The 18,713-nt window shown below is 57.1% G+C and carries 20 protein-coding genes and 2 tRNA genes; 11 read left to right on the top strand and 11 right to left on the bottom strand.

Annotated elements, in window-relative coordinates; all coding sequences use genetic code 11:
* Positions 1-395 precede the first annotated feature (395 nt).
* Positions 396-2,000 (bottom strand): hypothetical protein, encoded by a 1,605-nt coding sequence (locus LBR61_03480; protein ID MDR1731135.1) that lies wholly within the window; start codon positions 1,998-2,000, stop codon positions 396-398.
* Positions 2,001-2,633: 633 nt separating this feature from the next.
* Between LBR61_03480 and LBR61_03485 the strand changes: the two genes are divergently transcribed.
* Positions 2,634-3,590: a cysteine synthase family protein gene (locus LBR61_03485; protein MDR1731136.1), complete on the top strand. Its 957-nt coding sequence runs from the start codon at positions 2,634-2,636 to the stop codon at positions 3,588-3,590.
* Between the two features lie 93 nt (positions 3,591-3,683).
* Here LBR61_03485 and LBR61_03490 read toward each other — a convergent pair whose 3' ends face one another.
* The 3 genes from LBR61_03490 to LBR61_03500 form a co-directional block, all read right to left on the bottom strand.
* Positions 3,684-4,904, bottom strand: coding sequence for a DUF3798 domain-containing protein (locus tag LBR61_03490; GenBank protein ID MDR1731137.1), 1,221 nt, complete (start codon positions 4,902-4,904; stop codon positions 3,684-3,686).
* A 147-nt stretch (positions 4,905-5,051) separates the two neighbouring features.
* The gene (locus LBR61_03495; protein MDR1731138.1) at positions 5,052-6,392 is read right to left on the bottom strand and encodes a 3-deoxy-D-manno-octulosonic acid transferase; all 1,341 of its coding nucleotides are present in this window, start codon (positions 6,390-6,392) and stop codon (positions 5,052-5,054) included.
* On the bottom strand, positions 6,385-7,395 hold the full coding sequence (locus LBR61_03500) for a J domain-containing protein (GenBank protein ID MDR1731139.1): 1,011 nt from the start codon (positions 7,393-7,395) through the stop codon (positions 6,385-6,387). Before LBR61_03500 ends, LBR61_03495 begins: the two co-directional genes overlap by 8 nt.
* Before the next feature lie 172 nt (positions 7,396-7,567).
* Here LBR61_03500 and LBR61_03505 point away from each other — a divergent pair, with 172 nt between their 5' ends.
* Positions 7,568-8,146, top strand: a complete 579-nt coding sequence (locus LBR61_03505) for a redoxin domain-containing protein (GenBank protein MDR1731140.1) — start codon at positions 7,568-7,570, stop codon at positions 8,144-8,146.
* Between the two features lie 27 nt (positions 8,147-8,173).
* On the opposite strand, the gene LBR61_03510 is transcribed toward LBR61_03505, so the two are convergent.
* Positions 8,174-9,187, bottom strand: a complete 1,014-nt coding sequence (locus LBR61_03510) for an alcohol dehydrogenase catalytic domain-containing protein (protein MDR1731141.1) — start codon at positions 9,185-9,187, stop codon at positions 8,174-8,176.
* Between the two features lie 140 nt (positions 9,188-9,327).
* On the opposite strand from LBR61_03510, the gene LBR61_03515 reads away from it, so the two are divergent.
* From LBR61_03515 to LBR61_03525, 3 genes are read left to right on the top strand one after another with little or no spacing between them, the layout of a single operon-like run.
* Positions 9,328-10,275 carry a 3-hydroxyacyl-CoA dehydrogenase family protein gene (locus tag LBR61_03515; GenBank protein MDR1731142.1) on the top strand — a complete coding sequence of 316 codons (948 nt, stop codon included), beginning with the start codon at positions 9,328-9,330 and terminating at the stop codon, positions 10,273-10,275.
* 37 nt (positions 10,276-10,312) lie between these two features.
* Positions 10,313-11,134 carry a sugar phosphate isomerase/epimerase gene (locus tag LBR61_03520; GenBank protein ID MDR1731143.1) on the top strand — a complete coding sequence of 274 codons (822 nt, stop codon included), beginning with the start codon at positions 10,313-10,315 and terminating at the stop codon, positions 11,132-11,134.
* Between the two features lie 37 nt (positions 11,135-11,171).
* Positions 11,172-12,203: a galactitol-1-phosphate 5-dehydrogenase gene (locus LBR61_03525; protein MDR1731144.1), complete on the top strand. Its 1,032-nt coding sequence runs from the start codon at positions 11,172-11,174 to the stop codon at positions 12,201-12,203.
* A gap of 65 nt (positions 12,204-12,268) precedes the next feature.
* Here the strand turns inward: LBR61_03525 and LBR61_03530 are convergent.
* Positions 12,269-12,366 (bottom strand) — tRNA-Sec (locus LBR61_03530).
* Positions 12,367-12,575: 209 nt separating this feature from the next.
* Here LBR61_03530 and LBR61_03535 point away from each other — a divergent pair.
* Positions 12,576-12,767, top strand: coding sequence for a ferredoxin (locus tag LBR61_03535; protein MDR1731145.1), 192 nt, complete (start codon positions 12,576-12,578; stop codon positions 12,765-12,767).
* A 22-nt stretch (positions 12,768-12,789) separates the two neighbouring features.
* Positions 12,790-12,866, top strand: a tRNA-Ile gene (locus LBR61_03540).
* A 101-nt stretch (positions 12,867-12,967) separates the two neighbouring features.
* Here the strand turns inward: LBR61_03540 and LBR61_03545 are convergent.
* The 5 genes from LBR61_03545 to LBR61_03565 form a co-directional block, all read right to left on the bottom strand.
* Positions 12,968-13,240, bottom strand: a complete 273-nt coding sequence (locus tag LBR61_03545) for a type II toxin-antitoxin system YafQ family toxin (GenBank protein ID MDR1731146.1) — start codon at positions 13,238-13,240, stop codon at positions 12,968-12,970.
* A gap of 3 nt (positions 13,241-13,243) precedes the next feature.
* Positions 13,244-13,402, bottom strand: a complete 159-nt coding sequence (locus LBR61_03550) for a hypothetical protein (GenBank protein ID MDR1731147.1) — start codon at positions 13,400-13,402, stop codon at positions 13,244-13,246.
* 257 nt (positions 13,403-13,659) lie between these two features.
* Positions 13,660-14,004, bottom strand: a complete 345-nt coding sequence (locus tag LBR61_03555; protein MDR1731148.1) for a type II toxin-antitoxin system HicB family antitoxin — start codon at positions 14,002-14,004, stop codon at positions 13,660-13,662.
* A 15-nt stretch (positions 14,005-14,019) separates the two neighbouring features.
* Positions 14,020-14,247: a type II toxin-antitoxin system HicA family toxin gene (locus tag LBR61_03560; protein MDR1731149.1), complete on the bottom strand. Its 228-nt coding sequence runs from the start codon at positions 14,245-14,247 to the stop codon at positions 14,020-14,022.
* Between the two features lie 340 nt (positions 14,248-14,587).
* On the bottom strand, positions 14,588-15,298 hold the full coding sequence (locus tag LBR61_03565; protein ID MDR1731150.1) for a hypothetical protein: 711 nt from the start codon (positions 15,296-15,298) through the stop codon (positions 14,588-14,590).
* A gap of 185 nt (positions 15,299-15,483) precedes the next feature.
* Here LBR61_03565 and LBR61_03570 point away from each other — a divergent pair, with 185 nt between their 5' ends.
* The 4 genes from LBR61_03570 to LBR61_03585 all read left to right on the top strand — a co-directional run bounded on the left by LBR61_03570 (position 15,484) and on the right by LBR61_03585 (position 18,665).
* A complete protein-coding gene (locus LBR61_03570; GenBank protein ID MDR1731151.1) occupies positions 15,484-15,807 on the top strand; it encodes a DUF1778 domain-containing protein in 324 nt (107 codons plus the stop codon).
* Between the two features lie 3 nt (positions 15,808-15,810).
* The gene (locus LBR61_03575; GenBank protein MDR1731152.1) at positions 15,811-16,326 is read left to right on the top strand and encodes a GNAT family N-acetyltransferase; all 516 of its coding nucleotides are present in this window, start codon (positions 15,811-15,813) and stop codon (positions 16,324-16,326) included.
* A gap of 167 nt (positions 16,327-16,493) precedes the next feature.
* Positions 16,494-17,669 carry an amidohydrolase gene (locus LBR61_03580; GenBank protein MDR1731153.1) on the top strand — a complete coding sequence of 392 codons (1,176 nt, stop codon included), beginning with the start codon at positions 16,494-16,496 and terminating at the stop codon, positions 17,667-17,669.
* Positions 17,670-17,735: 66 nt separating this feature from the next.
* Positions 17,736-18,665 (top strand): 2-dehydropantoate 2-reductase, encoded by a 930-nt coding sequence (locus LBR61_03585; protein MDR1731154.1) that lies wholly within the window; start codon positions 17,736-17,738, stop codon positions 18,663-18,665.
* Positions 18,666-18,713 lie beyond the last annotated feature (48 nt).

Here is an 18,713-nt window from a genome sequence, read left to right on the forward strand (position 1 = left end):
AGAAATTTAAAGTACCGGTCCCGCCGCCGGTCGATTTCCTTCGGCAGCGTATTGTCTTTTTTGCGTCTCTCATACTCCCGCCGAGCCTCCGGGCTCAGGCTCTCGAAGGAGAGATCCCCGTTGAGTCGTTCCATGTCAGTGCAGGATCCTTCCCTTTCTTGATGTTTCACCGAAAAGGATAGGCCGTCAGTGAGGGATCTGTCAAGGCGCGAAAGACTTTACTTTCAACTCCAATACTCCAATACGCCAGGGTCAAAAAGGTATCTAAAAGTTATATAGGTACTTTAAAGTACCTTCTAATAAAAGCCCCGGGAGCGAAGCCGCCCTCGGGGCTTGGATGGCGCAGACCGCTGTCCTTCCATTTATCGTCTGATAATTAAATTCTCTTACTTAAATTATCCGCGGCGTTTTCCGAACAGGAACAGGCCGGCCAGGCTCAGGGGAACAAATCCCAGTCCGGCGTCGCACCCGCCGCCGCCGCCTTTTGGCGACGAAGGATCGGAGACGGAGCCACCGCTGATGCTCACTGAGAAGGAGGCCAGGTCCGACCAGGCCGTCGCGCCGCGAATCGTTTCATAGACGCTGGAGTATTCCCAGTCGTAGGACACCTGCCAGACGTACTCGCCGCCGTCCGTCAGCACCCCCACGCGAACCGTGTGGCTGTTGGTCGGGCCGTCCTGCTCCACGTCGTAAATGGGGACAACCAGGTCCGACTTTCTGAATATCCGCCACCGGCTCCTGATGGCGCGGTAGTCCGCGGGCCCGTCGAAGATCACGGCGATCAAAATCACGTTGTTCGGGTCTCGGAACGTGTGGTTGGTGATGGAGGAGTCACAGGCGGGCTTCTGCGGCGTCACGCCCGAAGGCGGCGTGTAGCGGGCGAAGCGGGAGAAGTTGGAGCGCCACTGAGACTCTGATGTTCCGAGGGACGCGGAGTAAATGTATCGGTGCTTCATCACGTACAGGTTTTTCTGCGCGTCCATCGTAAAACCGCGATAATGAATCGCGCTGTTTCCGCCGGTTCCGCCCGTCCAGAAGAAGTCGTCCAGAGGTGCCGTGGAGCCGTTCAGGGTCGTCCACTGGGTCAGAGAGTAAGACTCAGCTTTTCTGGAGACGGGGTCGTACCCCGTCAGGCTCAGGTGCGTTCCGCTGGCCGGGTTGGCGTCGCTGTATTCCTGAATGATTCTGGCGTAACGCCCCAGGTACAATTCCTTGAACCCTCCCGAGCTCCATCCGGGGATCTCCACCGCGGGGTCGTAAGCGTCCAGCGGCCCGGACGCCTCCGAGATTTTCTTTGTGAAGAACCACTGGTTGACAGCGTTCCTTCCTCTGGTTCCGGTGTATGTTTTTCTCGCTCTCACCCATACCCTGCCCGTCGTCGCCTCGAACTGCACGTGATAAGTGGTCAGGTCGGTGTTGGCGTTGTAGTTGGTCTCCCACTCCGAAGGCAGGGTGCAGGTCCAGGTCTTGCTCGGTTCAACGCCTCCGTCGTAGGAGAAGAGGCCGATGGTGAGGTTCAGCCCGGTCCGCGGCGACATCAGCAGGAACTCGTTCGGGTCCTCCGCGAGAACGACGGTGTCGAACAGGAACGTGCTTCCGTCGAAGGCGAACTCCTTGTATTCCGCGCTCGTCGCCCCCTGCCGGAGCGGCAGGCGGTAGAGCCCCGCTTTGTCCAACAGCTTGTAGTACAGGTAGCTGCAATCCCGATCCGAGGTCACGCCCCAGCTCGCCACGGCCCCCGCTATGGTGATGAAGGGCGTGGAATCGTTGCCGGGCGAGTAGTTTCGGTAGAGGTAGCTCGTCGTTTGCGCCGGGTCGCGCTTCATGACGTACCAGTTTCCCCGCCAGTCGAACTCGGGGCCGGACAGGTAGCATCCCGTGCCGGAGTTCTCCATCAGGAACTGCTGAGTGTAGCCGGTGGCTGCCATGCTCACCCCGCCCGTCAGCGCGAGACTCAGAAGCACCGTCACTGAAATCAGAAACAATTTTCCCTTTTTCATTTCGTATGATCCTTTCCCAAAGTCACACTAAAAAAGAAATTCTTTGAGGCTCGAAGGGGCGGGCTTCCCTTTACAAATCTTCGGGCGACCGGCCCCTGGACCTCCCTGGGAGGCAGTCCATTTACGCTCTGATTTTTGATTCCCTGAAATTCCCACAACTGCCCCACAAGCGCGTGAAACAAATTTTGCGAAAAGATTTTTCCTCATATCGCCCCTCTCCGTCACAAACGCCGGACTTCCGGCTCAATTTCAACCTGTGTGACAACTCCAGCTGCAACTGCCAATCTATTGTGTTTCCCCCTTGGCGAGAAGATTACGGCTTTTTTATGATTTATAAATGATATTTTTATGAGAGTCTGGTGAGAATTATATGGCGTTTTGGTGAAGAAACGCAAAAGGTCCGACCGCCCATATCTGAATGTAAAGTCATCAGGAATTTAATTTTAAAATTTAATTTTTACATATCATATAATTTTTATTTAATTTATAAACATTGACTTCATCTCATTTTAGAGTACCATTGATGACAGATTTATCTGCGATTACGATGAAAATCATCGAAAACTCAGGTACGATGAAGCGGCTGAGGCATTTGAAGGCGGCCCATAAATCCTGAGAGAGGAGAGATACTGAATGGCAGTGATGAAAAGTGTATTGGAGGCTATTGGCAACACCCCTCTGGTGGACCTCGAACGGCTGACAAAGCATTGGAAGCTGGAAGGGCGCATTCTCGCGAAGCTGGATCACCTGAACCCGTCGGGCAGCAAAAAAGATCGAATCGCCCTTGGAATGATTCGGGAGGCCGAGCGGAAGGGTCTTCTGAAACCCGGACAAACCGTTATTGAGGAGACCAGCGGCAACACGGGCAACGGGCTGGCGCTGGTCTGCTCACTTCTGGGATACCCTTTTATCGCGGTCATGTCGAAAGGCAATTCGATCGAACGGGTGCGCATTTCCCGGGCCTTCGGGGCAAAGGTCGTCCTTGTGGACCAGGCGCCGGGCTCCAAACCGGGAGCTGTCAGCCTGCCCGACATGGAGCGGGTCATGGCGGAGACGGAGCGCCTCACCAAAGAGCTGGGAGCCTTCTGCGTGGGACAGTTCCACAACGCCGACAACGCCCTTGCTCAGGAGACCACCGGCGACGAAATGTGGGAGCAGTCGGAGGGTAAAATCGACGCCATCGCCGACTTTATCGGGACAGGGGGCGGTTTTACCGGAATCGCCACCGCCATGCGGAGACACAACCCCGCCGTCCGCTGCTACGTCGTGGAACCCGCCAACGTTCCTTACTACAGCGGCGAAAAGCCGAAGCCCGGGGCGGGACATCGCATTCAGGGCGGCGGATACGGTCGGGAAGTTCCTTTCCTGGATCGGTCGCTGGTTACCGGATGCGTCGGCGTCACCGACGACGAGGCGATGGAGGGCGCGCGCCTTCTGTCGAGCATCGAGGGAATTTTCTGCGGATTTTCCGCGGGAGCCCACGCGGCGGCGGCGAGAAAGCTGCTGGAGGGTCAGGAGAAGGGAAAAACCGTGGCCATCGTCATCTGCGACAGCGGCCTGAAGTACCTGAGCACCGACCTTTATCCCTAGACTCACAGATCCCAAAATTCACGATAAAAACGAAAAAAAGCCCGCCTTCCGTGAAAAGAGGCGGGCCTTTCTGTATATTACTTCAAATTGGCATCAGTTGCTGCTTTTCCGGATACTATAGAACTTTTCCGGAACGGTGGCCTCGGCCACGTGCAGATAGCCCTTGCCGAGGACGTAGGTATCCTGATAGACCATAAAGAAGTTCTTCATGGTTCTCTCCGTGGCGGCGTCCACGTAGCTGCTGCCGTTCCACTTCGCGCCGGGAGAGAATTTCCCGTAGGCCTCCAGCAGTTTTTTCGTGTCGGTGATTTTGGCCTTTCCCTCCACCACCATTTTGCCGAACTCCGCAAGCCCCGCGGAGTGAGAGAATCCGATGGAGTAGGCCCAGGTCCCCATGCGTCCGCCGGCTCCCGCCGCAACCACCGTTTCCTCCACCTTTTTCAGAATCGCGGGCCAGTCTCCGGCGTAGCCCTTGAGGTCGATGCCGAAAGCGCCCGGATAGCCCATAACCGGAGAAGGCAGGCTGGCCTCCACGAAATAGCCGCCGTACTGGGCGATTTGACGCATCAGAGGTTCCGTGTGGGCGTCGTTCGTGCAGAAAAACGCCGTCTTTTTGCCGTACTGATCGATCCAGGCCGGAACTTTTTCGAGGATGAACTGCTGGGCTCCAGCCACTCCCACGTCGCTGGTGGGGTCGGGAGCCGTCTCGAAAATAAATTTAATCCCCAGATCCTTGCAGGCTTCCTCAATGATGGCCCGGCGGCGGCCCAGAGTCTCATAACTCATGTGGCGGGGGAAGGAGATGTGGACGAAGGTGTCCGCGCCCATTTCCTTCGCGATCAGGGCAAGAATGTAGCCCCGGGCGATGAAGTCGGCGTTGACCGTCATATCCGCCACCGGCCCGATAACGTTCGGGTCCTCGTGGGACTGGCCCGCCAGACAGAGAATGTCGGACCGCTTTTCCTTCACCCTGCGGAACGCCTCCGCCGTGCCGGGGATGCCCTGATTCACGACGATCACCCGCATGAGCGGATCGTCCGCCAGTCCGGTGATCTGAGAAATCGTCGTCTCCATCTCCGCCATGAAGTTGTCGGGATAGGTGATGTGACGAATCATTCCCCCCTTATCCGCGTCTCCGTAAAGCCGGATCATTTCCTCCGCGCCGCGAAGATCGTCTTCGCTCTGAGAAACCGTCCCCGTCACGATGCCGATGTGAAATGGAGCGTCCGCCGCCAGAGCCGCCGCGCCCGACAGCAGGACAAACAGAAAAATTCCAACCGTCCCCCAAAAGCGTAAAATACTTTTCTTCCCCATATTGCAACTCCTCCTCACTTTGAAGTATGAAAAAAGCATGAAAAAGCTGGAGCACAATAAAAACACTGCAAACAGTATAGATTATACCGTCGGAACGGTGTCAAGCGATATATTACGCACAGGCCGAAACGCGTTAAGAATTAAGATTTAAGAAGAGTTCAGGCGGGCGCGAATTTCTTCTTCGATAACGGCCCAGCTTCGTTCGGAGGCGCCTCCTACGGTCTCCAGCCAGGCGGCGCAGGCTTCTTTTGCCTTTTGCCGGGAGCCTTCTTCCAGAGAGGACAGCCAGGCCTCCGCCAACCCGTCGGCGTCGCGAATCTGCCGGGCCGCCCCCATGGCGTCCATCCGGTCGGCATCGCGAAAATCCCTCATGTCCGGACCGTGGACGGGCCGAAGGCCGAACAGCGCCGGTTCCATGAGGTTCTGCCCGCCTTTGGGGACGAGGCTGCCCCCCACGAAAGCCGCGTCCACCACCCCGTACATCTCGAACAGCACCCCTATTTTGTCCACCACAAGAATATCGCGAAACTCCGAATGCCCGGAAAGCAGACGAGCCTCTCCAAAAGCGGAGGCGAGCTGCGCCACGGACTGCCCTCTCTCGGGATGGCGGGGCGCGATGACCAGCCGGGCCCGGGGAAATTTTCGCCGCAGAATCTGAAAGGCCTTCAAAACCGCCTCCTCCTCTCCGGGATGGGTGCTGCCCGCAAGGAGCACAGGGGCGGACGCCTCCCCCCGAAGGAACGCCCATTTCGAAAGGTCCAGATTTTCCCTGCGCCGGATCATGGCGTCGATTTTGCAGTCTCCCGTGACGACAATTTTTTCCTCGGGGACCCCCAACCGCAGAAAATTTTCCCGATCCGAGTCGAAGCGCACCAGCAAACGGTTGAAACAAGAGAGGACGCCCCGCCAGAAACCCCGTGTTTTCAAGAGAGGGGCCGCGCTTTCGTCGGAAAGCCGTCCGTTGACGAGAAAAGCCGGAATGCCGCGCCGGTGAAGCTCGGAGAGCATGGTGGGCCACCGTTCCGTTTCCATGGCCACATAGGCCGCCGGGCAGAGCCGGTCCAAAGCGCGGCGGACGAAGCGCCGGGCGTCCCAGGGGCTGTAGATGAAGCGCTCCACCGCGTGAGACGTCAGTTTTTCCGCCATGACGCGCCCCGTTCGGGTCACGGTGGAGAGAACGCAGGGTCGGGAGCAGCTTTGACGGGCCGCCTCGATCAGCGAAAGGGCCGACTGCACCTCCCCCACGGAGACGGAATGCACCCACAGCGCGTTTCGGGGAACGCCGGAGTCGAAAATCCCCATGCGCTCCTCGACGCCCGTTTTGTACTTTTTTTTCAGACGGCGCAGACCTCCCGCCGCGAAAAAGACGTCCACCGCCGTCTGGTAGAGCCCCAAGGCCAACCGGTAACTCCAGGCGTCCAGGGCCTCCCGGGTTCCGGAGTCCGTCCACCGGGCCGGAGCCGAATTTGCGGAAAATCGTTTATCCACCGTATTTGAGCGTGACCTCACAGAGCAGAGGGGTGACAAAAATGAGATTCCACGACGAACCGGCCCACTCCGCGGGCAGGAGCAGGAAAAGCAGACCGGCCGGAACCATAATGAGCCGCGCCGCGGCGATGGAGGCGATGTCCATGAGAATGCGGATCATCCTTTTGTCGCTGCCCATGGGCTCTCCCACGACGAAAAAGCGGACCGCCACCGGAACCACGAGGGAACAGGCAAAGAGGTAGAGCATCGAAACGATGGAGGTGATCAGGGACCAGATCGCGGAAGGAGGCGGGGGAGGTGGAGCCGTGGCGGCCATGCCGGCGGGCATACTCCCTCCCATTGCGTTCATCACCCCCGAAAAATTGTTCACGAGTCCGGAGACGCCGCCCCAGGCGTTCCCCATCAGGATCCGCATAAGAAAATCGAAAAGCGTAAAGGAAATGAACATCCAGACGTAGGAGCGCAGCAGCGGGTCCTCGATCCCCAGCGTAAAATAGGAAGAGGAGGAGCCGGAAGAAGGCATGTAGGCCTCTCGGAGCTGGCTGATGTCCATTTTCAGCAGGTCTTCGTCGGAAAAGGCCACGGGAACCTCCTCCACGAGGCCCTCCAGTTCGGGGCCGGCTTTCGGAGGCGGGGTCCAGGAGGACCTTACGGGAGCCGCGGTGAACGACCCTCCGCCGTCGTGGGCGCCGAAAGGCCGGGGAGCGGCGGGACGGGGCGGAGACGGGGGAACGGGTCCGGAGGCCGCAGGCCGCGCCGGCGCCGCGGGAGCGGAAGAAGCCGGAGGAGCTGAAAAGGCGCGGATGGGGGCAAAGGTGGCCATGATGGCGTCGTTGTAGGCCTGATCCAGTTTTTTCTGCATGGCAACGGCATTTTCCCGCTCCGGAGTTCCCTCTTCGAACCGCCCGGGGTCGTATTCACGTTTTTTGTTCCTGTAGGCTTCCTCTATTTCATCTCCGGCGGCTGCCGGATGAACTCCCAACAGAACATGACATTCTGCCATCGATCAGGACTCCCTCCGAAACGGACTTGCGCGCCACAGTTCCACGCGCAACAAGGATACCATACCACAGGTACGCGTCTCTCGGTAACATTGATTCCATGGAAAAGCGACCCTGATATAATACTTCCAAAATCAAAACAAAAATCAAATCAAAAACAAAGGAGCGGCTGTTATGGCAAAACTGAACCCCGGCGACAGGTTTCCGGATTTCACGTTTCAGACGGCAAAGGGCGAAACCCTGAAGGTCTCGGAGGTCCTTCGGCGTAAACAAAAGACGGTATTCTGGGTGCTGCGTTATATCGGCTGCACCACCTGCCGCTACGACATTCAGGTGATTTCGGAAAAATACCCCGAATTTTTGAGCCGGAACGCCCAAGTCCTCGTGGTTCTCCAGAGCCCGCGGGAAACGGTTCTGGAAGAGATGGCCAAAGCGGAGGCGGCGGGACACGGCTTTGCCCCGGGCCTCGACATCATCTGCGACCCCGATTTCGCCATCTACAGCCGTTTTTCCATCGAGGCGGCTCCCGACAAGGAAAGACTCCTCCCCTCCAGCCCCGACGAGGTTGCGAAGCTGAACGCCAAAAGGGAAAAGGTGAAAGCCGCCGGAATCGTCCACGGCAAATACGAAGGCGAGGAGCTGCAGCTTCCGGCGCTGTTCATCGTCGGACAGGACGGCGTCGTCGTCGAGGCCCGCTACGCGAAAAACCTCATCGACATGCCCACTCCCGACGAGCTGCTGGCGCGTTTATAACCGGACGCCCCCGCGCCCATTACGCCCTTACAGCATCGCGACGATTTTCAGCCTGTCCGAGGGGTCCACGCTGAGGCTGTGAATGGCCTCCGGCAGCCTGTCGAAGGGGATGACCTCCGTGACGATGGATTTTGCGTCCACCCTGCCCGACGAGATCAAATCTATCGCCTCCGGGAACTCCCCCGCGCTGTTTCTCGATCCGTACACCGTCAGCTCACGGTGGGTGATGAGGCTCGTGTCCAGCTCGACGGCGCTTTTTGGCCAGCCCACCAGGACCACCCGCCCGGTGTAGGCCGCCATGTGCACCACCTGACTGACGGCCGGTCCCGCGCCGGAGGCCTCGATCACCACGTCCGCCATAACGCCGTCCGTCAGCTTCGCGACCGCCTGAAGCGGGTCCTCGCCGCCGCTGTTCACCACATCGGAGATTCCCAGCTGACGGGCCTTCTCCAGCCGCTTATCCAGCACGTCCAGCAGAATGGGGCGCGCACCGTAGATTTTCGCCCCCAGCGCGGCCAGCACGCCGATGGTCCCCGCGCCGTAGATGACCACGTTGTCGCCCCGACCCACCTGAGCCCGATGCAGCACGTGCAGGGAGATGGTGAGAGGCTCGGCCAGGGGGATGTGCTCCCAGGGGAGATTGTCGGGAATCCGGTGCAGAAGGCGCGTCGGGTGCGTCACGTACTCCCGCATGGCCCCGTCCGTCTGAACGCCCAGAACCTTCAGCTTCGCGCAGCAGTTGGTTCGGCCCTTTTTGCAGGAAATGCACTCTCCGCAGTAAAGATAGGGGTCGAGAATGACCCGCTCCCCCACGGCGGGAGTGCCCGGAGCGCCGTCCGTCTCCACAACCTCCCCCGCCGCCTCGTGCCCTGGAATCAGGGGCAGCTTGATGAGCCTGTTGATCCCTTTGTACGAATTGACGTCGGACCCGCATATCCCCAGCGCCCTCAGTTTGATCAGCGCCTCGCCGGGTTTCCGTTTGGGTTCGGGCTCCTGTCCGATGAAAATTTTGCCCGTTTCTTCCAGCACGACTTTTTTCATTTCGATTTACACTCCCATTGGCATGAACGTTATTATTGTTTTCCGCTATAGCGTTGAATTTTTCTTTATATATAATATAACAAACTCCTTTTTAAAAATAATATTTTTGAGAATCAACATGGAGACAGGAGGTCGAAACAATGCTGTTCAACGACATAAAACTCGTTGCGGTGGCCGGAAGCGGGCAGATGGGGGCGGACACGGCCACTCTTTGTATCGGAAACGGATTTCGGACCCTCATGCTGACCCACAGCGAAGAGGGGCGCGTCAGGGGTCTGAACAGCGTCAGGAACAATTTTGCGGAGCTCAAAGGGCAGGGGCTGCTGAACGACCGGCAGATCGAAACCGCGCTGTCGCGCCTGAGAGTGGAGGTCGGCATGGACAAAGGCGCCGACGCCGAGTTCATCTTCGAGGCGGTTGTGGAGCGTCCCGAGGTCAAAATCGACGTCTACCGGCAGCTGGAGGCCGTCTGCCGGCCCGACGCCATATTCGCCTCCATAACTTCCGGCATTTCCCCCGACATTCTGGCGGAGGGGATCGCCCGCAAAGACCGCCTTATCGTGACCCACTCCTGGAACCCCGCCCATCTGATTCCTCTGGTGGAGGTCGTCCGCAGCCGCCACACCAGCGACGAGACCACCCAAACCGCCGTGGACCTCCTGAAGGCCATGAAGCGCGAGGTGGTGGTGCTGAAGAAAAACATTCCGGGCTTCATCGGCAATCGCCTCATGCACGCCATGTTTCGGGAAGCCCTGTATCTGGTGGAAAACGGCTACTGCGACCCGGAGGACGTGGATCGCACCGTCTACTACAGCTTCGGTCAGAGGTACTCCTCCGTCGGGCTTCTGGAGTACTTCGACTCGGTGGGGCTGGACCTGGATTACAACGTCGAGAGCTACCTTTTCGAGACGCTGTGCGACGCGAAAGCTCCCCAAAAATACCTGGTGGAGCGTTATCAGCGGGGAGACCTGGGCCCCAAAACCGGCAGGGGCGTTTTCGACTGGACCAAAAAGGACCTGGGGGACTTTCGTACGCGTAAAAATCGGCCCTTTTTCAAAATGTTCAACTGGAATATCGATGTGGAATAATAATAACAATAAAAACAGCCTGCGGAGGTGAATCGAATTGAAGATCAGTTGTTTGCCGGTCTCGCTTTTCGGTGAAATATGCGGCGGGAAAATGGACATTCCGGAGTGGGCCCGGGAGGCGAAGCGCCTGGGGTTCGACGGATTCGACATCAGCGTCATGTTCCTCAAAAACCGCACCCCCGCGTATCTCGTGGCGCTGAAAAAGGAGCTGGCGGAGATCGGGCTGCCTCCCGTCATGATGACGGACTACCCCGACTTCACCCATCCCAACCCCCTGCAGCGCGAACGGGAACTGGCGTACCTGACGTCGGACGTCGCCCTCTGCTCGGAGCTGGGCGTCAAATACCTGAGAATTTTGGCCGGTCAGGCTCACCCCGGCATGGGAATCGAGGAGGGCGTCGACCTGGTGGCGGACTATTTCCACAAAATCGACCCCTGGGGCAAAAAATTCGGCGTGGAGCTCGTGTACGAGGATCACGCAAAACCGGGAGCCTGGGACTATATCGACTTCAGCTACCCTCCCGACATTTTCCTGCAAATTTTCCGGCGCATTCAGGACACCGGCATACGGGTCAACTTCGACACGGGGAACATCGTGGCCTGGGGCATGGACCCGATGGAAATCCTGCCCGAAATCGTGGATAAAATCTCGACGATTCACGTCACCGACATGGCGGAGAAGGGCCGTTTCAGCCCCGTGGGCATCGGCGACGGCGTGGTGCCGAACCGTGAAATCTTCTCCTTTTTGAAGAAACACGGCTTCAACGGCTGGCTGTGCATCGAGGAGGCCAGCGGACGGGGACTGGAAGGGGTTCGCCTGGCTCACGACTTCGTCCGCAGTGCCTGGGACGCCGCCTGAAAACCACCATAAATTCAATTCGAATGGAGTGTGAAGGATGAAAGCTCTGGTTCTGACGGAATACTACAAACTCGAATACAAAGAAGTTCCAACGCCGCGCCCCGGTCCGGGAGAGGTGCTGCTGCGGGTCAAAGCCTGCGCCATCTGCGGCAGTGACGTGCACGGGTACGACGGGCAGAGCGGCCGGCGCATTCCTCCGGTCGTCATGGGGCACGAAGCCTCCGGCGTCATTGAGGAGACGGGGCCGGAGGTGAAGGCATGGCGCAAAGGCGACCGCGTCACCTTCGACTCCACAGTCTACTGCGGCTCCTGCCATTACTGCAGAAAAGGACAGATCAACCTCTGCGAAAATCGCATGGTGCTGGGGGTCTCCTGCGGAGACTACCGCAGAGACGGGGCGATGGCGGAGTACGTGGTTCTGCCGGAGCGCATCCTGTATCGCCTGCCGGACGGGGTGAGCTTCGAACAGGCCGCCATGGTGGAGCCCCTGTCCATTGCGGTTCACGCCACCGCCGTCTCTCCGCTGAAGCTGGGGGACAGGGCGGTGGTGCTGGGCGCGGGGACCATCGGCCTGATGCTGACGCAAACTCTGGCGACGGCGGGAGCTTCGCAGATCATCGTCTGCGATCTCGACCCCGGGAAGCTGGAGCTGGCCCGAAAGCTGGGGGCGACCCACACTCTCACCAGCGACTCCGGCACGGCGGGGGCCATTCAGGACATCACCGGCGCGCAGGGGGCCGACATCGCCTTCGAGGCCGTGGGCATTCCCGCCACATTCTCTCTGGCGGTGAACTGCGTCCATCGGGGAGGCGCGGTGGTCATGGTGGGCAACGTCACCAAAGAGGTGTCCCTGCCGCTGCAAAAGTGCGTTACGGAACAGATCGGCCTTTACGGGACCTGCTCCTCCTCCGGGGAGTACGACATCTGTCTCGGCCTGATCGGCGGCGGTCGTCTGCGGGTGGACGAACTGATCAGCAAAACCGCTCCCCTGGAAGAAGGCGGAAAATGGTTCGACCGGCTTCACGCGGCGGAGCCGGGGCTGATCAAGGTCGTACTGCAGCCCGATTGAAGTCAGGGGGGACAAGCGGCGTTCGAACAGGACAGGGATCTCCGACGGTCGGGGGAAGAGGTTCGTGGCGGAGGTGTGTGGGGATCGAACCCACCAGAGACAGCGCAAACCGCCTCTCACCGGGTTTGAAGCCCGGGCCCGTCACCAGACGAATCTCACCTCCACTAAAGATGGCATTTTAGACGATCCCGCCGGAAAAGTCCATAAGCGCGGGGGCAATACCCCGTCGCGCTGTTGACGACGGAGGAGGGCGACCCCCGCAAAAAACGTCATGCAGGAGCATCAAATTGACGAGAGCCGGCGGATATAATAAAATAAGGCGCTTGTGTGGAGCACTGATGAAGGAGCCCGATGTGGAGGTGAAAGGGTGTTATGAAAATTTCTATAGACCAGCAGCGGTGCATCGGGTGCGGTGTTTGCAGTCAGGTTTGTCCGGAAATTTTCCGTCTGGACGAAGCGGCGGGGCTGGCGGTGCTTCTGTCGTCCGAAAAAGACGCCCCCGGTCTTGCGGAAGCGGAAAGCAGCTGTCCGGTGAGTTGTATTCGCGTAGAAGAAAAGGTATAATGTCCCCTGTTTTTGCAAAATCGGGCCCATAGCTCAAGTGGTTAGAGCCACCGGCTCATAACCGGAAGGTTCCTGGTTCAAGTCCAGGTGGGCCCACCAGTACAATTGACAGCATGTTGCCATAAATAATAAAACTCCGGTCCCGTCCGGAGTTTTTGCTTTTTCAGCCGCATGTATCAGCTCGCAGCCTTAAGGCCGCCCTATAAACTGTAAATATCCGCGTGTGAGCCCGTCCGTGAAAGATACACAGACTCGTCGTCAATAGCGTAGATTAATATCCAATCCGTTTCTATGTGACAACTGCGGAATCCGATGAATCTTCCCCTGAGAGGATGATCTTTTAAACCGGGCGGCAAACAACCCTCCATCGCGAGAGAAAAAATCACAATATCCAATTTGCCTATGTCTTTCCCCCGCTTTTGCATCAAATCGTATTCATGTTTAAATTTTTTCGCCAGTTTAACGGTTCTCATATTTCAGCTTTTCAGGTATTTGAAGAGATCGTCAAGAGAAGTAAAAGTCACCCCACCCCCTTCGTTCAATTCACGACATGCTTTTAACGTTTCCTGGTTGGGAGTCTCTTCTTCTATGTCCGTCGTTGCGTTGTTGGCATTTTTAATTTTTGTTATTTCCATTTTCTGTCGCCTCCATTCTTTTCTTCTGGATGACAATATCAGAAAGAAAATCGCTTCTGAGAGGAATATCCTGCTCTAATGTCGCCGGCTCCGATACTGGCCTGGCTTCGCGAGCTGTCTCCAGAACAAGAAACCTCGCCCGGTACGTCAGGCGAGGCACGGGGCTCCCCTGACGCTACGCTCTCCGAAACTACGCCTCCCGTAACGGAGAGGGAGCGGAACGAGGTTAACAAAAGCATACCACATTTGTCGAAAATTTAACTGCTCAGTTTATAGAGCGCATACTGATTCAGCGAAACTCCTTCCCGTTCCGCTTCGAGGGCAAGTTTCGCGTGAAGCGTTTTAGGAAGTCTCAGGACAAATTTACCGCTGAATTTCTTTTCATCGGCGGGGACAGGAACAGAAAAACCGGCTTCCAGCCTCATTTCAATCCAGAGTTCCATCGCTTCGCGAATTCTGGAGGCAGCTTCCTCCGCAGTGGCTCCGTGACTCATGCATCCGTCCAATTCTTTGACTGTGGCGAAATAATATTCGCCGCTTTCGTCGTTCATGTGCCTGATAATCACGCTATAGGGCAGTTTCATATACTCCGATATATCCATCGTTTTATCCTCTCCCTATTTTTCGCCAATCAGCGTCAAAATATCTTCAATATACGCTTTTGGAACGGGGGATCCATATACCAACGTGATAAAATTGCCCGCAGCGTTGGCATAACCCCGATGTGAACCTTTCTGACGTTTAAAGACATAACCATTCTTTTCAAGAACTTTTTCAGCTTCGCTGAAGCGAATGCCGTTAGGCTGAGTTTTCATTTTTTGGATAATCTTTTTAATATCTGGCATTTCGCTCCCCTTCGTGATTATTATAATACTAAATTCAGTACCATATAAAAAGAGGGATCTGTCTGGGGCATCCCCCCGAAAGGGGGTGATAGCGTGGAAGAAAAAATAAAACCAGCAATAGCTGTCCTTCAACTATTGCCAGCCATCGCCGAACTGATCCGGCTCATCAAAGCGCTCTAACCTTCGCCTGGGTGTAAGTCCTGGTGAGGGTGGAGACCCCTCATCGGGCAGCCTGTAACCACCCGTATGACCTCTCCCATACGGGTATTATACCATCCAGATCTTGCGACGTGACGTCCCGAAATTTTCTGAGGAATGACATAAAACTCGGCGTCTGACTTTATCGTCTGTTTTTTGGCCAAAAGATGATGCCTGTAAAAGCGACAGCCGGCAAGGCGACAAAAGCGAAGCAGAAAAGCGCGATATACGGTTTGCCTCTGATGAGATTCATCGCTGTGAGCGCGGCGGAAACAAGCAGCCAGGTGGTTGAGAAGATTTTCAGAAACGATCTGAAGACCGGCATTTCGCCCAGGGGCCAGAGGTACTCCCGCACATAAATGTCAAATCTCCGCCACTGGCTGGCGAACGGCAATAAGCGGAAATCGGATTCGGGCGCGACAATTCGGGCGATGACGAGGCTCGCGATGATCAGGACGAAAATTGCCGTCGTAATGACCGCGGGCGTCCAAAAGTCCGGATAGCCGCTGCGATAAGACAACCAGAACAGCAGAACGTGACCGCCGCAGATGAAAAGCCCAAACGTGGCGGCGCAGCCGAGCGCGCCCGGTACGTTGCTCCAGGGGTTGCAATCCTCGGGAACCGGCGTTCTGTCGCCAATCACCCCGTCCGTGCGCATGAAAACCGCACACCAAAAACACGCGACCGCAACGGCTGAAGTTATGAACGCCATAAGAAAAGGAAAAAGCATATAACGGCTGATAAAAAAGAAATACCAGCTATACAAGGACGCGACAAGAAACAGTTCTCCGTTGCCCACGAAAGCAGCCTGACGCGCTTTTCTCGTATTGTTCCAGTACCAGTAATCGCTCATCGCGTGTCACTCCAAACATTGAAGTTTGAGCTGCCGGAAAGTCAGGGAGACGTTTGATGAAAATTGTAGTTAAATATTAAGCAAAAATCTACGGCAAAATACACGAGCCGCGGAACGCGCAGGTGGGACGCCTTCTTGACTTGTATCGCTGCTGTCACTACAATTATTCAAAGGAGGTGACTGTCATGCCGAAAGCGGCGAAAACAGCTTTGAATGTGAAACAACAGACGGGTACAGCCGGAACCAGGGTTTTTTTCCAGGGGCGCGTCCCCCTTGAGGTCAAACGTCGCTGGCAGACGGCCGCCAGTCTGCGCGGACAGTCCCTGACGGATTTTTTAATCGTGGCCGCCAATAACGCCGCTGACAATGTGTTCGAGACCGAAGAACATATCTCTCTTTCTTTGCGCGGACAGCAGGAACTCGTCGAAATGCTGTCGCGCCCGCCACGCCCAAACGAACGGCTTCACAAGGCCGTTCAGGAAGAATTGGCCGCCATGCGAAAGTATTGAACAGTGCTGAAAATCATTCCATTCGATAAAACGTGCATCAGGAAAGGCTTCAACTGCGGAAAGGCGGAACTTGACGAATACCTTTTAAAATACGCGGGGCAGGATATACGCCGCAACCTCGCCGCGCTGTTTGTGGCCGCAGACGACGAGGACAGGCGCATTGCAGGTTACTATACATTATCTAACGCCGGCATCGTCGCCTCAATTCTCCCTTCGGCCTTTCAAAAAGAGCTGGGAAAATACGGCGATGTTCCCGCTATACGACTGGGACGGCTCGCGGTCGACAGGCGCTTTCAAAAGCGCGGACTGGGCGAACGGCTGCTCGCCAACGCCGTTATCAGGAGCGTGTCAAACTCCTCCGCCTGGGCAGTAATGGTCGTGGACGCGAAAGATGCCGCCGCCGCGGCGTTTTATCGCAAGTTTGGGTTTACTTCTCTGAAAGACGACATGTTGCATTTGTTCGCGCCCAGAACGGATTTATACCATTGTCTGACGGCAGGCGCGCGGGCGGGACGTTGACAATCTCGGGGCTTATTGCTAGTATTTCAGCAGTTTCATGGATTTCTTAATATAGAATCCGCTAAAAATTCGGAATGAACCACAATGAGCGGGAATATCGCGGAAAATAACTCCGCGACTGTGGCGTTTACCGTCGGGGGCGATATTCGGCCGGAGGAGGATTCGTCGTGCAGAAAGAAGAAATCGTCATGAAAAAAGAAATACTGGAGCTGCGGGAGGAACTGATCCGGCTCAGGAGAGACTTTCACGCTCATCCCGAACCCGGCTTCGAAGAGTATCGGACGGCGCAAATTGTCGAAAACTGCCTGAAAGACCTTGGGCTGGACGTTTCCCGCTGCGCCGGAACAGGCGTCGTGGGACTGCTGCGGGGAAAGGAGGAAGGCAAAACGGTGATGCTTCGGGCGGACATCGACGCCCTCCCCGTCACGGAGGAAACTGGACTTCCCTTTCAGTCGGAGCGTCCGGGGGTCATGCACGCCTGCGGCCACGACGGCCACACCGCCATGCTGCTGACGGCGGCGAAAATCCTGACCCGACACAGGGAAAGAATCCGGGGAAACATAAAATTCGTCTTTCAGCCCAACGAAGAGGACGCCGGCGCTCAGGCCATGATCGACGAGGGCGTTCTCGAACGGCCCAGGGTGGACTCCGTACTGGGGCTGCACCTGTGGTCGCATCTGGAAACGGGGATGATCGGCGTGGCCCCGGGCCCCGTCATGGCTTCCAGTTATTATTTCAGGCTGAGCCTTCACGGAAAAGGCGGTCACGGCGGCGCTCCTCACGAAGCGATCAACCCCATCGGCGCGGCTGCCGCCGTCATCGAAGCGAGTAAAAGCCTGACGTCGGGCGAACTCAACGTTTTGGAGCCGACCCTGCTGACCATATGCAAAATCAGCGCCGGAACCAAGGCCACCATCATCCCCGAAACTCTGGAGATGGAGGGGTCCCTGCGCTGTCTTCACAACGGAACCGAGGCGGTGCAGGAGAGCTTTCGCAAAAAGATCGCCCACATCTGCGGGGCTTACAGAACGACCTTCGATCTGGACTTCAAATGCGGCAACAACGTCCTCTCCAACGACCCCGAAATGACGAATCTGGCGGTGCGTTCAGCCGAAGAGACGGCGGGTCGGGAAAACGTCACGGACAAAAATTTGCGGACCATGCTGGGGGACGATTTCGCGGAGTTCTCCCGTCTGGTTCCGGGAGTGTACTGCTTCGTCGGGACGGCCAACCAGGGGAAGGGGACGAACTACCCTCATCATCATCCAAAATTCAACATCGACGAGGATTCCCTGCCCATTGGAGTGGAATTGCAGGTGCGGTTGGCGCTTGCGGCGTTATAGAGCCGTCGGCCTTTTTGTCTCTGCGGACAGTCCGCAGAAAACTGAACAGGAAAAGAGATGAGAGTCGTGAAATTGATCATTGTGGGATTGGGAGGCGTTGGAGGAATTGTCGGAGGACGTCTGGCGGCCGGGCTTTCTCAAACAAAGGAGCACGAGGTCGTTTTCTGGTGCAGAGGGAAAACGCTGGAAAGCGTTCGGGAGTCGGGAATCCAGCTGCTGGGCGGGGACGGCTGCCTCACCGTACGTCCCGCTCTGGCCACCTGCGACGCCCGGGAGGCGGGAAAGGCCGACTGCATCCTCTTCGCCACGAAAGGCTATCACCTGGAGGACGCCGCCCGGGACGCCGTTCCGCTCACCACCGAAAAAACCGTCGTGATTCCCCTTCTCAACGGAGTCAGCGCCGTGTCCACTCTGGAAAAACACCTCCCCGGCGACGTCCTGGGCGGGTGCATCTACATCTCCGCTCACGTGGAAAGGCCGGGGGTGGTGCGTCAGGTCGGTTCGGTCCAGAAAATTCTGTTCGGCAAAAAGGGCCTGAGCCTGGAGGAAAATCGCAGGCGCTACGGTTCCCTTGAGGGAATTTTGAAAAAAAGCGGCATCGACGTCGTCCTGACGGAACGAATCGACACGGAAATGTGGTCGAAGTTCATTTTTCTGTCCCCCTTCGCCGGCGTCACCACCCTTTTTGGACGGACCGTGGACGGAGTTTTGACCGACCCGGAAAGTTTCGAGACCGTCGGCCGCATGATTCGGGAGATCGAAAACGTGGCGCGGGCCAAAGGGACGGACCTGCCGCCCGACATCGCCGACCTCACTCTGGAAAAGGCCCGGGCCTTCGCCGCCGGGACAAAAACCTCCATGCAGGTGGATCAGGAACAGGGACGCCCCACCGAACTGGAAACCCTGATCGGGACGATCTGCGAGGAAGGCAGAGCTCTGGGAGTCCCCGTTCCCACCTACGAGACCGTTTACAGGAGCCTGAAAAACACGGCCTGATATTTTTCAAAAGAACAGGGCCCGCCGCCGGGACAGAACCTCCGCGGC

This window comes from Synergistaceae bacterium (assembly GCA_031272035.1).
Lineage (GTDB): Bacteria > Synergistota > Synergistia > Synergistales > Aminobacteriaceae > JAISSA01.

Excerpts from the sequence above, each read along its gene's own strand:
- LBR61_03510 (MDR1731141.1), bottom strand. The coding sequence starts at position 9,187 with ATGAAAAAAGTCGTGCTGGAAGAAACGGGCAAAATTTTCATCGGACAG.
- LBR61_03560 (MDR1731149.1), bottom strand. The coding sequence starts at position 14,247 with ATGCCAGATATTAAAAAGATTATCCAAAAAATGAAAACTCAGCCTAAC.
- LBR61_03545 (MDR1731146.1), bottom strand. The coding sequence starts at position 13,240 with ATGAGAACCGTTAAACTGGCGAAAAAATTTAAACATGAATACGATTTG.
- LBR61_03535 (MDR1731145.1), top strand. The coding sequence starts at position 12,576 with ATGAAAATTTCTATAGACCAGCAGCGGTGCATCGGGTGCGGTGTTTGC.
- LBR61_03500 (MDR1731139.1), bottom strand. The coding sequence starts at position 7,395 with ATGGCAGAATGTCATGTTCTGTTGGGAGTTCATCCGGCAGCCGCCGGA.
- LBR61_03570 (MDR1731151.1), top strand. The coding sequence starts at position 15,484 with ATGCCGAAAGCGGCGAAAACAGCTTTGAATGTGAAACAACAGACGGGT.
- LBR61_03550 (MDR1731147.1), bottom strand. The coding sequence starts at position 13,402 with ATGGAAATAACAAAAATTAAAAATGCCAACAACGCAACGACGGACATA.
- LBR61_03490 (MDR1731137.1), bottom strand. The coding sequence starts at position 4,904 with ATGGGGAAGAAAAGTATTTTACGCTTTTGGGGGACGGTTGGAATTTTT.
- LBR61_03565 (MDR1731150.1), bottom strand. The coding sequence starts at position 15,298 with ATGAGCGATTACTGGTACTGGAACAATACGAGAAAAGCGCGTCAGGCT.
- LBR61_03525 (MDR1731144.1), top strand. The coding sequence starts at position 11,172 with ATGAAAGCTCTGGTTCTGACGGAATACTACAAACTCGAATACAAAGAA.
- LBR61_03555 (MDR1731148.1), bottom strand. The coding sequence starts at position 14,004 with ATGGATATATCGGAGTATATGAAACTGCCCTATAGCGTGATTATCAGG.
- LBR61_03480 (MDR1731135.1), bottom strand. The coding sequence starts at position 2,000 with ATGAAAAAGGGAAAATTGTTTCTGATTTCAGTGACGGTGCTTCTGAGT.
- LBR61_03515 (MDR1731142.1), top strand. The coding sequence starts at position 9,328 with ATGCTGTTCAACGACATAAAACTCGTTGCGGTGGCCGGAAGCGGGCAG.
- LBR61_03505 (MDR1731140.1), top strand. The coding sequence starts at position 7,568 with ATGGCAAAACTGAACCCCGGCGACAGGTTTCCGGATTTCACGTTTCAG.
- LBR61_03485 (MDR1731136.1), top strand. The coding sequence starts at position 2,634 with ATGGCAGTGATGAAAAGTGTATTGGAGGCTATTGGCAACACCCCTCTG.